This window comes from Flavobacterium arsenatis, from assembly GCF_031456785.1.
Lineage (GTDB): Bacteria > Bacteroidota > Bacteroidia > Flavobacteriales > Flavobacteriaceae > Flavobacterium > Flavobacterium arsenatis.
This window is the reverse complement of the sequence record NZ_JAVDVI010000015.1, coordinates 73,518-85,872: the sequence shown is the minus strand read 5'-3', so window position 1 is coordinate 85,872 and position 12,355 is coordinate 73,518. Positions and strand designations below refer to the sequence as shown.

The 12,355-nt window shown below is 36.0% G+C and carries 12 protein-coding genes; 9 read left to right on the top strand and 3 right to left on the bottom strand.

From position 1 onward, the window contains the following. Positions 1-89 precede the first annotated feature (89 nt). Positions 90-1,781 carry an ABC transporter ATP-binding protein gene (locus J2X31_RS15270; RefSeq protein ID WP_310027827.1) on the top strand — a complete coding sequence of 564 codons (1,692 nt, stop codon included), beginning with the start codon at positions 90-92 and terminating at the stop codon, positions 1,779-1,781. A gap of 430 nt (positions 1,782-2,211) precedes the next feature. Here J2X31_RS15270 and J2X31_RS15265 read toward each other — a convergent pair whose 3' ends face one another. The 3 genes from J2X31_RS15265 to J2X31_RS15255 form a co-directional block, all read right to left on the bottom strand. Further along, positions 2,212-4,086 (bottom strand): M1 family metallopeptidase, encoded by a 1,875-nt coding sequence (locus tag J2X31_RS15265; RefSeq protein ID WP_310027826.1) that lies wholly within the window; start codon positions 4,084-4,086, stop codon positions 2,212-2,214. A gap of 59 nt (positions 4,087-4,145) precedes the next feature. Beyond that, complete coding sequence (locus tag J2X31_RS15260; protein WP_310027825.1) at positions 4,146-5,750, bottom strand: S8 family peptidase; 1,605 nt, start codon at positions 5,748-5,750, stop codon at positions 4,146-4,148. A gap of 116 nt (positions 5,751-5,866) precedes the next feature. Next, entirely contained in the window at positions 5,867-6,724 is an 858-nt protein-coding gene (locus J2X31_RS15255; protein WP_310027824.1) for an MBL fold metallo-hydrolase, read from the bottom strand. A gap of 182 nt (positions 6,725-6,906) precedes the next feature. Here J2X31_RS15255 and J2X31_RS15250 point away from each other — a divergent pair, with 182 nt between their 5' ends. The 8 genes from J2X31_RS15250 (at position 6,907) to sufD (ending at position 12,312) form a co-directional block, all read left to right on the top strand. Then, positions 6,907-7,236: a HesB/IscA family protein gene (locus tag J2X31_RS15250; protein ID WP_310027823.1), complete on the top strand. Its 330-nt coding sequence runs from the start codon at positions 6,907-6,909 to the stop codon at positions 7,234-7,236. A gap of 106 nt (positions 7,237-7,342) precedes the next feature. Further along, positions 7,343-7,720 carry a four helix bundle protein gene (locus J2X31_RS15245; RefSeq protein WP_310027822.1) on the top strand — a complete coding sequence of 126 codons (378 nt, stop codon included), beginning with the start codon at positions 7,343-7,345 and terminating at the stop codon, positions 7,718-7,720. A 50-nt stretch (positions 7,721-7,770) separates the two neighbouring features. Further along, a complete protein-coding gene (gene sufB / locus J2X31_RS15240) occupies positions 7,771-9,219 on the top strand; it encodes a Fe-S cluster assembly protein SufB (RefSeq protein ID WP_310027820.1) in 1,449 nt (482 codons plus the stop codon). A gap of 23 nt (positions 9,220-9,242) precedes the next feature. Next, positions 9,243-9,437, top strand: a complete 195-nt coding sequence (locus J2X31_RS15235; protein ID WP_310027818.1) for a DUF2683 family protein — start codon at positions 9,243-9,245, stop codon at positions 9,435-9,437. 21 nt (positions 9,438-9,458) lie between these two features. Then, positions 9,459-9,902, top strand: a complete 444-nt coding sequence (locus J2X31_RS15230; RefSeq protein ID WP_310027816.1) for a hypothetical protein — start codon at positions 9,459-9,461, stop codon at positions 9,900-9,902. Continuing rightward, positions 9,884-10,168 carry a hypothetical protein gene (locus tag J2X31_RS15225; RefSeq protein WP_310027814.1) on the top strand — a complete coding sequence of 95 codons (285 nt, stop codon included), beginning with the start codon at positions 9,884-9,886 and terminating at the stop codon, positions 10,166-10,168. The genes J2X31_RS15230 and J2X31_RS15225 overlap by 19 nt, the downstream gene beginning before the upstream one ends. Before the next feature lie 13 nt (positions 10,169-10,181). After that, positions 10,182-10,928, top strand: a complete 747-nt coding sequence (gene sufC / locus J2X31_RS15220) for a Fe-S cluster assembly ATPase SufC (RefSeq protein ID WP_310027812.1) — start codon at positions 10,182-10,184, stop codon at positions 10,926-10,928. Between the two features lie 67 nt (positions 10,929-10,995). Beyond that, entirely contained in the window at positions 10,996-12,312 is a 1,317-nt protein-coding gene (gene sufD / locus J2X31_RS15215; RefSeq protein ID WP_310027810.1) for a Fe-S cluster assembly protein SufD, read from the top strand. Positions 12,313-12,355 lie beyond the last annotated feature (43 nt).

The window sequence follows — 12,355 nt, the reverse complement described above, 5'->3', positions numbered from 1 at the left end:
CACATTAGGCAGGATGCGAAAAATTTGAATCCAAAAACTTCTATGGTTTTTGTTTTTAAGCAATACTAGTTTTTAGTACTTTTATTGACATGAATAACGAACCGCTTTTATCCATCAAAAATTTGGAGATTTCCTTTAAGAAAGAAAAGGAATTCCATGCTGTCATAAAAAACAGCAACTACCAAGTCAACCATAACGAAATCCTTGGAATTGTAGGAGAATCCGGGTCGGGAAAATCCGTTTCGTCTTTGGCGATTATGGGATTATTGCCAACATCTATTTCTAAAATTACACAAGGAAGTATTGTTTTCAATTCAAAAAACATAGCTGACCTAACGGCTAAAGAATTGCAAAAATTACGTGGAAACGAAATTGCAATGATTTTTCAGGAACCCATGAGTTCCTTGAATCCTTCGATGAAATGTGGATTCCAAGTACAGGAAATCTTGTTGCAGCACACGAACCTTTCCAAAAAGGAAACAAAGGCAGAAACCTTGTCGCTATTCGAAAAAGTAAAACTGCCCAATCCAGAATTGATTTTCGAAAAATATCCCCACGAAATTTCAGGCGGACAAAAACAACGCGTCATGATTGCAATGGCAATTGCCTGCAAACCAAAGCTCCTTATTGCCGATGAACCTACAACGGCTTTGGATGTCACGGTTCAGAAAGAAATCATACTTCTTTTGAAAGAAATCCAGCAATCAACAGGAATGAGCATTATTTTTATTTCGCATGATTTGGCCTTGGTTTCGGAAATTGCAAATCGGGTTTTGGTGATGTATAAAGGCGAAATTGTTGAACAAGGCGAAACGCAGCAAGTTTTTCATCATCCGGAACATATTTACACAAAAGCATTGATCAGTTCACGTCCGTCATTGGATGTCCGGTTGAAACGACTTCCAACCATAAAAGATTATCTCGAAGAAAAAGTAAACGAAACGGTTGTAACTGATAAAGACCGAAGCGATTTTCATCAGAGATTATACAGTCAGACTCCGATTTTAGAGGTTCGAAATGTGGAAAAAGAATATTTTTCCTCGGCAGGATTATTCGGAAAGAGAACCGGTTTTAAAGCTGTGAATGATGTGAGTTTCAAGTTGTATGAAGGTGAAACACTTGGTTTGGTTGGCGAATCAGGTTGCGGAAAATCGACTTTGGGAAATGCCATCTTGCAACTTGATAAAGCAACAGCAGGCGAAATTTTATACCGTGGACAGGACATTACAAAATTAAGCGGAAGCGAAATCAAGAAACTTCGTCGTGAAATCCAGATTATCTTTCAGGATCCTTACTCTTCCCTAAATCCCCGGATTCCGGTTGGAAAAGCGATTATGGAGCCGATGCAGGTTCATAAACTTTATAAAACGGATAAGGAATGCAAAGCCAGAACGATTGAAATTTTAGAACGTGTTGGTCTGGGTGAAGAATATTTCAACCGCTATCCACACGAATTCTCTGGAGGACAACGGCAAAGAATCGGGATTGCCAGAACTATTGCCTTGCAACCAAAACTGATTGTTTGTGACGAATCGGTTTCGGCATTGGACATTTCGGTTCAGGCCCAGGTTTTGAATCTGTTGAATGAATTAAAGGAAAATTTTGGGTTTACTTATATCTTTATTTCACACGATTTGGCTGTTGTAAAATACATGAGCGATCAAGTTGTAGTGATGAGCAAAGGAAAAATTGAAGAAATGGCAGATGCCGATGTTTTATATGAAAATCCGCAAAGCGATTATACCAAGAAATTAATTGCCGCAATTCCCAAAAGCCATTAAACGATTGTGCTTTTCTATTGATTCAAAAAAAAATCCCAAAACGAAAGTTTCGGGATAATAACGAAATTGGTTTGATTAACATTAACTATTTTCTATGAAAGTTATAAGTTCCGATTTTGCTATTTATTTTTGATATTGAATTAACTAAAACTATTGTTATGATTTCTATTGTCTATAAAACAATCATGTTGCTATAAACCCTAACTTTTTTGATTAGGTGAAGGTCAAAAAATATGCAACAGCAACAAGTTTTTAAAAAGGAAATTTCGTGACTACTGTCGGGAATTTTTGTGATTAGTTTTTAAATTGCTCTTTCACAACGATTTAACGGTTGACAAAAACACAAAAGGCTATTTCTTCTTGATGAGAAATAGCCTTTATTAGTGATTTTAATCCTGAAATTATTTTTTTTGGGTAGATAATAAATGTACTATTTATTGGAAAAGACATTGTTTTCCTTCTTGACATCTGCCATTAGTTGTGCAGGATCGATCACGATGGTCTTGATGTCGCTCTTGTTTTTATTGATGGTAAATTCATAAGTTGGAAAAGCCCAAGCCCAATCGTTAAGAACAGTTCTCTTGAATTGAGGAAATGGATTTTCTTTTTGATAGAACATCATTCGCAACGGTATATAAAATGTTTCTTTTGTACCGTCCTTATATTCTACATATAAATCAATCGACATTGGCATCCTGCCGATCCTTTCCAATGTTATAGTCGTGTTGGCTCCATTTTCTTTTACCTCTTTAATTCCATAATCGATGGTGTTGATGGTTTGGGTCCAATCGGTTAGGTACCAATCCAATTCAGCTCCCGAAACCTTTTCGGCCACACGGATGAAGTCATTTGGTGTTGGATGCTTGAACTTGAATTCGTTGTAATACCTTCTCAAGGTTTTCATCAAATTATCGTTACCTATAAGATAGCCAAGCTGCGAAAGAAATACGCTTCCTTTAGAATAGGAGGTGATGCTATACACACGGTTTTCATCAAAACGGTCAGCATGAGTAGATTGCGGAAGTTCCTTTCCTGAATTAACCATTGAAAAGTAGCTTGCATAAGAGCCTTCAAAAGGATTGTCCTGTTTTTTATTCATGACTTGGTTAACGGCAAGGTCTTCAATGAAGGTAGCAAAACCTTCGTCCATCCATCCGTGTTTGGATTCGTTTGTGGCCAAAATATGTTGGAACCAAGAGTGGGCCATTTCGTGAGCCGTTACGCCAACTAAACCTTCGAAGCTTCCGTTTCCTAGAATTAAGGTACACATGGCATATTCCATTCCGCCATCGCCACCCTGAATAATGGAATATTGATCATAAGGATATTTCCCTACCATCTGATTGTAGAACTGCATCAGCTCAACTGCTTTTGGCTGCATGTTTTTCCAATTCTGAAGGATGTCCGGATTGTTTTTGTATAGGAAATGCAGTTTGGCACTTCCCGGAACCTGAACAATGTCGTGAACATAATCCTTATCGGCTGCCCAAGTAAAATCGTGAACGTTTGGTGCTAGAAAATGCCAAGTCAGGGTTTTTGTATTTTTTTTATGTTTTACTTCCACACCTTTATCTTCATAGCCATATCCAATTTCATTTGGGTTTTGAAGATAGCCTGAACCACCAAGGATGTAGTCTTTATCAATGGTAATTTTCACATCAAAATTTCCCCAAACACCATGAAATTCCCTTGCTATGTAAGGATCTGCATGCCATCCTTCAAAATCATATTCGGCTAATTTTGGATACCATTGCGACATCGAAAGTGCAATTCCTTCATCATTGTTTCTTCCCGAACGACGAATTTGCACTGGAACCTGTCCGTCAAAATCAAGTGTAAAGGTTGTTTTTTGTTTTGGAAGGATTGGTTTTGCCAATGTCACTTCTAGAATGGTCCCAGTTGTTTTTGTTGTTGCAACAACACCGTCCTGCTTGAAATTATTGATTTTTAAGAAGCCAATTTCATCTGGTTTCAAGGTGCTAATTCTACTTTCCTTAGTGGTTTTTTCAGCCGTCTTGAACGTTTTTACCATTCTTCTGTCAGGATCGGCAATGGCCTTGATTCTAGCATCCATTTCGCTTCCCGGTTGGAAGGCATTGTTGTATAGATGGTAATACACTTTTTTGAGTGTATCCGGCGAATTATTGGTGTAAATCAGTTCCTGTTTCCCTTTGTATAGATACGTTTTTGCATCCATAGAAACATCCATCTTGTAATCGACGTGCTGTTGCCAATAGGAGGTGTTTTGGGCAGATAGATTTCCAAAACCAATAGAAAAAATTGAAAGTAGAAGGATTTTTTTCATAATTCTGATATAAAAAAAACGGAAGGCATGAACCTTCCGTTAATGGATATTGAATAGTATTATTTTTTCTTTGACATTTTTTCTGCCATTTGCAAAGCTGTGTAAGCATTTACAATTTTCCCTGATTTAGATAAAGAAGCAAAAGGTTTTTTATCGCCTTTTGGACCTCCAACCTGAACTGCTGTATTGATTGCTGTTCCAGAGTTCATCAAGATGTGTTTTACTTGACTGGCTGTTAAATCTGGATAATAAGAGCGAATCAACGCTGCAACTCCTGCAGCATTAGGAGCCGCCATAGAAGTTCCTTGCAAGTATTGATATTCGTTATTTGGGGTAGTAGCGTAGATTTTTACTCCTGGTGCAAAAACATCAACATTCAAAGCTCCGTAGTTTGAGAAATTAGCCACGATGCTTGTTCCGTATTCAAAATTCAAAGCTCCAATTGTAATCAAGTTATCAGCAATTTCAGTTACTTTATCTTCAGAATCGTTTGGATAATTGTCTTCCACATCAATATCCTTTGCATCATTTCCGGCGGCATGAACGATTAGAACATCTTTGCTTTCTGCATATTTGATGGCATCAAAAACCCATTGTTTTTGTGGAGAAAATGATTTTCCGAAACTTCCGTTGATTACTTTCGCACCATTGTCAACCGCATAACGGATTCCAAGCGCGATGTCTTTGTCATACTCATCTCCGTCTGGAACGGCACGAACTGTCAAGATTTCTACATTGTTTGAAGCAACACCGTCGCCACCAAGGTTATTGTATCGGCCTTGAGCCACAATTCCTGCAACGTGAGTTCCGTGAAGTGCTTCTTTCTTGTCTGGACCGATCACGTTGTTGTTTCCGTATTTCTTGTCGTTGATGTCTCTTGGATTATCTCCTAAAATCGCTCTGTAGTTTTTGTTGATGTGGGTCTCATAACTAGTGGCATCATCAAGTTCTTTCTGGATTTCTTTTAATAAATCTACAACCGGTAAACCATAAGAAAGCATTTGTTTCATTATATTTTGAGCCCTAGCGATTGATGCATCTGTAGAAGAAATTGCATTTACATCTTCAACAGTATAAACATCTTTACCAAGATGCTTTTTTAGCGTTTCATCAGCACCTTTTACAGCAGTTAAAGTTTGCTCTATTTGAGATTTAGCTTCAGATGATTCAGATATTTTTTTATCTACCATTCCTTTGGCTTTTTGGTAAGTAGCATCATCGGCCAAGGTTTTGTCCATCGCGATTCTTTCATATTCCAAACGCTCTTTGGTAATGTCTCCTAGGAAATTCCATCCGTGAATATCATCGATGTAACCGTTGTTGTCGTCATCAATTCCGTTTCCGGCAATTTCTTTTGCATTGGTCCAAACTACCGATTTCAAATCTTCGTGCTCGATATCAACACCAGAATCTACAATACCTACGATTACTTTTACTCCTTTTTTGTCTTTCAATAATTCTGCGTAAGCTCTATCAACACTCATTCCAGGAATTGTATCGGACAAGATATCCAAATGACTCCATCTCTTCAACTGGTCATCGCTTATTTTCGCGTTTTTTAGCGGAAGTTTGTCAACATTATAGGTAACCACTTTTGAGGTACCACAGCCCGTCAATGCCAAGGCAACTACAAGCGATAAATAGGATAATTTTACTATTTTCATTTTTAAATATTTGAAATTTAATTGATTTGTCAAAAATACTTTTGTTTTGTTACAAACAAATAAGAACTTAACATTATTTTAGGAGCATGAGTGGCTTTTTGAAAATAAATCATTGTTTATAGAATCTCTTCACACGAAAAAACTTCTTTCAATCGAACACCTTTCTCCGTATTTTCAACCGTGATGATTTGATTGTGAGCGTCGTGTTCCAACCATAAATAATAATTATTTTCCGCAGCTTCTGTCAAGAATTTCGCTTTTTCAGGCATGGTCAAAAGCGGACGAGTATCATATCCCATCACATAAGGCAAAGGCAAATGTCCAGCAGTTGGTAACAAATCGGCCATAAAACAGATGGTTTTATCTTGATATTGAATCTTCGGAATCATCATTTTTTCGGTATGACCATCAACATAAAAAATCCCAAATCCCAAATCTTCTGAAATTCCAAAATCTGTATCAGGTCTTTTAATAAAATTAAGCTGACCGCTTTCCTGCATCGGAATAATATTTTCAGTCAAAAACGAAGCTTTTTCTCTTGCATTTGGTTTTGTGGCCCAATCCCAATGATTGTCATTTGTCCAAAATTTTGCATTCTTGAAAGCAACTTCATATCCGGTTTTGTCTTTGTTCCAGATTACGCTTCCGCCACAATGATCAAAATGCAGATGCGTCATAAAAACATCCGTAATATCATCTCTATTGAAACCATATTTAGCCAAAGAAGCATCAATAGAGTGGCTTCCCCAAAGCGAATAATAACCAAAAAACTTCTCCGATTGTTTGTCGCCCATTCCGGTATCGATTAAAATCAAGCGATTTCCATCTTCAATCAAAAGACATCTTGCGGCAATATCGATGAGGTTGTTTTCGTCAGCTGGATTGGTTTTGTGCCAAATGGTCTTTGGAACAACGCCAAACATGGCACCACCGTCGAGTTTAAAATTGCCAGCTTCAATTGGATATAATTTCATTTTTTATTAGTGTATAAATGGTTATTACAGCATTTTGTTCGCAAATTACTAAAATTCATTTGCTTTTAATCGGAGGAAATAAACTTTTTCTATCCAAACATAGTTAGAAAAATGTTACTAATTATGGAAAAAACTAATTATGACGTATCTTTGCGAATTAATTAGACTAAATACAAATCACTATGATAAAGGTATCTGATTCAGCAAGCAAGAAAATCGTCAATATGATGGAAGAAGACGGCTTTGATGCTACCAAAGATTATGTTCGTGTTGGCGTAAAAAGTGGTGGATGTTCTGGCTTGTCATACGAATTAAAATTTGATAAGGAACTAGGAGAAAACGATAAGGTTTTTGAAGATAATAATGTAAAGATTGCCGTTGAAAAAAAATCGTTCTTGTATTTGGCAGGAACAGTTCTTGAATTTTCAGGAGGATTGAACGGAAAAGGATTTGTTTTCAATAATCCAAACGCGAGTAGGACTTGTGGGTGTGGGGAATCTTTTTCTCTTTAATTATTTAAAGATTGAAAAATTTAAGAATTGAAAAATTCTACGCCTTAAAAAATTAATTACCACAAAATCTTTAAATCATTCAATTTTTAAATCTTTTAATATAAAAATGACTAAATCTTTCGAGGAATTTGAAGTTCATAAAAAGGGAGTTTTATTGACTAAGCAAGTTTATCAATTGTTAAAAAATCCAACCTTTGAGAAAGAGTACGATTTTAAAAGTCAGATAAAGCGAGCCGTTTTTTCGATTACAAACAATATCGCAGAAGGTTCAGAATATAATAGCAACAGGCAATTTGTAAAGTTTTTAAAAATTTCAAAAGGCAGTTGTGGAGAAGTAAGGAATATGTTGGTTTTGGCTAAAGAATTAGATTTTAGCAATAATCAGGAAATTAAATCGAGTTATGATTTGAGCATTGAGATTTCGCAGAATCTTTCAAATTTCATTAATTACTTGAAAAAAAATATTGATAATAATAAAGGATAATGATTTGAAGGAATCTTTAAATTTTTAAATCTTTTAATCTTTAAATTAGAATGTCAAAATACACAGAAGACGATTTAAAAATCGAGCTCGAAAATAAAGAGTACGAATACGGATTTTATACTGATATTGAATCGGATACGTTTCCTATTGGCTTAAATGAAGATATTGTTCGTGCCATTTCTTTGAAAAAAGAAGAACCACAATGGATGACCGACTGGAGAATCGAAGCTTTCCGAGCGTGGAAAGAAATGATTGAACCAGAATGGGCAAATGTTCACTATACAAAACCTGATTTTCAGGCTATTGCTTATTATTCGGCACCAAAATCGGTTGACCCAAATAAGACACTTGATGATGTTGACCCGGACCTTTTGGCGATGTACAAAAAGCTGGGAATCTCTGTTGATGAGCAAAAAATGATGAACAATGTCGCAATGGATATCGTGGTCGATTCAGTTTCGGTAGCAACCACTTTCAAAAAGACTCTGGCTGAAAAAGGAATTATTTTTTGTCCGATTTCAGAAGCAATCAAGGAACATCCAGAATTGGTAAAGAAATATTTGGGTACTGTTGTGCCACAGAAAGATAATTTCTATGCGGCATTGAATTCAGCTGTTTTCTCTGACGGAAGTTTCTGTTATATTCCAAAAGGCGTTCGTTGTCCGATGGAACTTTCTACGTATTTCCGAATCAATCAGGCAGGAACAGGGCAATTCGAAAGAACACTTGTTATTGCTGATGAAGGAAGTTATGTTTCGTATTTGGAAGGTTGTACAGCGCCATCCCGTGATGAAAATCAATTGCATGCCGCGGTTGTGGAATTGATTGCAATGGATGATGCCGAAATCAAATATTCAACGGTTCAAAACTGGTTTCCAGGAAATAAAGAAGGAAAAGGCGGGGTTTATAACTTTGTGACAAAGAGAGGTTTGTGTGAGAAAAACGCAAAAATTTCTTGGACACAGGTTGAAACCGGTTCTGCTGTAACTTGGAAATACCCTTCTTGCGTTTTGAAAGGTGATAATTCGGTTGGGGAATTTTATTCGATTGCCGTAACTAATAATTACCAGCAAGCGGATACAGGAACTAAGATGATTCACTTAGGGAAAAACACAAAATCAACGATTATATCAAAAGGAATTTCTGCAGGGAAATCGCAAAACAGCTACAGAGGATTGGTGCAAATCAGTTCAAGAGCCGACAATGCGAGAAACTTTTCACAATGTGATTCGCTTTTGATGGGAAATAATTGTGGAGCACATACGTTTCCATACATAGAATCAAAAAATCCTTCGGCAAAAATAGAACACGAAGCTACTACAAGTAAAATTGGAGAAGATCAGGTTTTCTATTGCAACCAAAGAGGAATTCCAACTGAAAAAGCGATTGCATTGATTGTAAACGGTTTCAGTAAAGAAGTTTTGAATAAATTACCAATGGAATTTGCTGTTGAAGCACAAAAATTATTAGAAATTTCTCTTGAAGGAAGTGTTGGATAATCAAGAATTAAAAAGCTTAAATTATGGACATAGTTTTAAAAAACGTAAAGAAAAAAGATTTGCCAGTTTTAAAATCATTGGCCAAATCTTTAGGTTTTGAAATTGAAAAACAATACAATTCAGAATTTGTAAAGGAAATTCTAGAGGCCAAACAAAGCATCAAAGATGGGAAGGGAATTAGAATGACGATGGAAGAAATCGATTCCTTGTGGAAGTAACATTTATTATATTTTAAATTAATGAATTCATCGGAAGAAATTAAAAGATTAGCTGATTTAAGGCTAGAGGAAGCTATTATTTTACTGAAAAATGACAAATCCAATGGTGCATTTTATTTACTAGGGTATACTGTAGAATTATATCTAAAGTATAAAATTTGTAAAATGTTAAACATTGACGATTTATTCGATGAGAAGTGCAGTTTGAAAAAATATTTTGATGGCAGAAATCCTTTTTATTCACACGATTTAAATACTTTATTAGTTTTCTCGGGTTTAAAAAGGAAGTTTGATGAAGATAAAAGCCAAAATAAAGTTCTTTTCAAAACAACATCATTATTAATTGATGTTTGGTCAGAAAAATCGAGATATGACATTCAACCAAAGAAAAACCAAGACGTTGAAGATGCGATTGAATTATTAAATAACGAAAATGGATTATTATCATGGATACTAAAGAATTAGAAAAAAATCTCCAATCATTTTTTAAAAAATGTGAAGAAAAAGGTTATCCTTTAGAAACTTTTTGTTTGATAGATAATGATACAGACTACATTTTAGAAGTCAAAGCAAATTGGATTGATGAATTGGATTCTTGTTCCAAAGCTTTAGATATATTAAACGATATTTTATGGGATACTACAAATGTAGAAACTAGAAAAAGAATCTTTGCCATTTCTGTACTAGATTCAGAGGAGCAACCTCATTGTTATACAGAAATTACTCAATAATAAACACACAACAATGTTAAGTATAAAAAATTTACACGCTGGAATTGAAGATAAAGACATCTTAAAAGGAATCAATCTTGAAGTGAAAGCTGGCGAAGTTCACGCAATTATGGGACCAAACGGTTCTGGAAAAAGTACACTTTCTGCTGTAATTGCAGGAAACGAAAACTATGAAGTAACCGAAGGTTCTGTTGAATTGAATGGAGAAGATCTAGCGGATTTGGCTCCGGAAGAAAGAGCCCATAAAGGCGTTTTCCTTTCGTTCCAATATCCGGTGGAAATTCCTGGAGTTTCGGTAACGAACTTTATGAAAACAGCCATCAACGAATCTAGAAAAGCTAAAGGTCAGGAAGAAATGCCGGCCAACGAAATGCTGAAATTGATCCGTGAGAAATCTGAATTGTTGGAAATCGACCGTAAATTCTTGTCTCGTTCCTTAAACGAAGGTTTTTCGGGTGGAGAGAAAAAGAGAAACGAAATCTTTCAAATGGCAATGTTGGAACCGAAATTGGCTATTCTTGATGAAACCGATTCAGGTCTTGATATTGATGCTTTAAGAATCGTTGCAAACGGTGTGAATAAGTTGAAAAGCGAAAACAACGCCATCATCGTAATCACGCATTATCAAAGACTTTTGGATTATATCGTTCCTGATTTTGTTCACGTTCTTTACAACGGAAGAATCGTAAAATCAGGTGGAAAAGAATTGGCTTACGAACTGGAAGAAAAAGGTTACGACTGGATTAAAGCCGAAAATTAGTTAGCAGTTACAGTTAGCAGTTTGCGAAAACTCATAACTCATAACTTATAACTCATAACTAAACAAAATGGAATTAAAAGAAAAACTTATATCGTCTTTTATGGCTTTTGAAGAACGCGTGGATGTCGATGCCGACTTGCACGATGTTCGTACAGAAGCATTTAAGAATTTTGAAAGCAAAGGCTTCCCGACAAAAAAAGACGAAGCTTGGAAATATACTTCGCTAAATGCCATCTTAAAAAATGACTTTAGCGTATTCCCAAAAAACGAAAATACGGTTCAATATTCGGATGTAAAAAAATACTATTTGCACGAAATTGATACTTATAAAGTAGTTTTTGTGGATGGGGTTTTCAGTTCATTTTTGTCTTCAACCACACACGACGGATTGGATGTTTGCTTGATGTCATCGGCATTGACAAAACCAAAATACAAAATGGTAATTGATGAATACTTCAATAAAATTGCCAATAAAGACGAAAGCTTGACTTCCTTGAATACCGCTTTCGCGTATGAAGGAGCTTACATCAACATTCCCAGAAATAAAGTGGCTGACAAGCCAATTGAAATCATCAATTTTTCTACAGGAAGCGAAAGTGCTCTTTTGGTTCAACCAAGAAACTTGATTATCGTTGGCGAAAACGCTCACGTTCAAATCATCGAAAGGCATCAATCGTTGAACGAAAATCCGGTTCTGACGAATTCAGTTACCGAAATATTTGCACAAAAAAGAGCGATTGTAGATTATTATAAGATTCAAAATGACAATCTTGAAGCGTCGTTGATTGACAATACCTACATCGCCCAAAAAGAACAAAGCCACGCTTCGGTTCATACTTTTTCTTTCGGAGGAAACTTGACAAGAAACAACTTGAATTTTTACCACCAAGGCGAACATATCGACTCTACATTGAAAGGGATCACGATTATAGAAGGAAAACAGCACGTTGACCATTATACTTTGGTGCAACACGCCACGCCAAATTGTGAAAGCCACCAGAATTACAAGACGATCTTGGACGACAAGTCAACAGGAGTTTTCAACGGAAAAATTTTCGTAGAAAAAGAAGCCCAGAAAACCAATGCTTTCCAGCAAAACAACAACATTTTGTTGAGCGACAAAGCATCGGTAAATGCAAAACCTCAATTGGAAATTTTTGCAGATGATGTCAAATGTTCACACGGTTGCACCATCGGACAATTGGATGAAAAAGCAATGTTCTACATGCAATCCCGTGGAATTCCAGAGAAAGAAGCGAAAGCATTATTGATGTATGCCTTTACAAACGAAGTCATCGAAAGTGTCAAGATCCCGGCCCTAAAAGCGAGAATTACCAAAATTATCGCCTTGAAATTAGGTGTAAATATTGGATTTGATTTATAAAATTAAAAGTTGTCGAAAGGCAACTTTTTTCATTTAAAGCCTT

Excerpts from the sequence above, each read along its gene's own strand:
- J2X31_RS15265 (WP_310027826.1), bottom strand. The coding sequence starts at position 4,086 with ATGAAAAAAATCCTTCTACTTTCAATTTTTTCTATTGGTTTTGGAAAT.
- J2X31_RS15255 (WP_310027824.1), bottom strand. The coding sequence starts at position 6,724 with ATGAAATTATATCCAATTGAAGCTGGCAATTTTAAACTCGACGGTGGT.
- J2X31_RS15235 (WP_310027818.1), top strand. The coding sequence starts at position 9,243 with ATGGACATAGTTTTAAAAAACGTAAAGAAAAAAGATTTGCCAGTTTTA.
- J2X31_RS15250 (WP_310027823.1), top strand. The coding sequence starts at position 6,907 with ATGATAAAGGTATCTGATTCAGCAAGCAAGAAAATCGTCAATATGATG.
- sufC (WP_310027812.1), top strand. The coding sequence starts at position 10,182 with ATGTTAAGTATAAAAAATTTACACGCTGGAATTGAAGATAAAGACATC.
- J2X31_RS15230 (WP_310027816.1), top strand. The coding sequence starts at position 9,459 with ATGAATTCATCGGAAGAAATTAAAAGATTAGCTGATTTAAGGCTAGAG.
- J2X31_RS15260 (WP_310027825.1), bottom strand. The coding sequence starts at position 5,750 with ATGAAAATAGTAAAATTATCCTATTTATCGCTTGTAGTTGCCTTGGCA.
- J2X31_RS15245 (WP_310027822.1), top strand. The coding sequence starts at position 7,343 with ATGACTAAATCTTTCGAGGAATTTGAAGTTCATAAAAAGGGAGTTTTA.
- sufB (WP_310027820.1), top strand. The coding sequence starts at position 7,771 with ATGTCAAAATACACAGAAGACGATTTAAAAATCGAGCTCGAAAATAAA.
- J2X31_RS15225 (WP_310027814.1), top strand. The coding sequence starts at position 9,884 with ATGGATACTAAAGAATTAGAAAAAAATCTCCAATCATTTTTTAAAAAA.
- J2X31_RS15270 (WP_310027827.1), top strand. The coding sequence starts at position 90 with ATGAATAACGAACCGCTTTTATCCATCAAAAATTTGGAGATTTCCTTT.
- sufD (WP_310027810.1), top strand. The coding sequence starts at position 10,996 with ATGGAATTAAAAGAAAAACTTATATCGTCTTTTATGGCTTTTGAAGAA.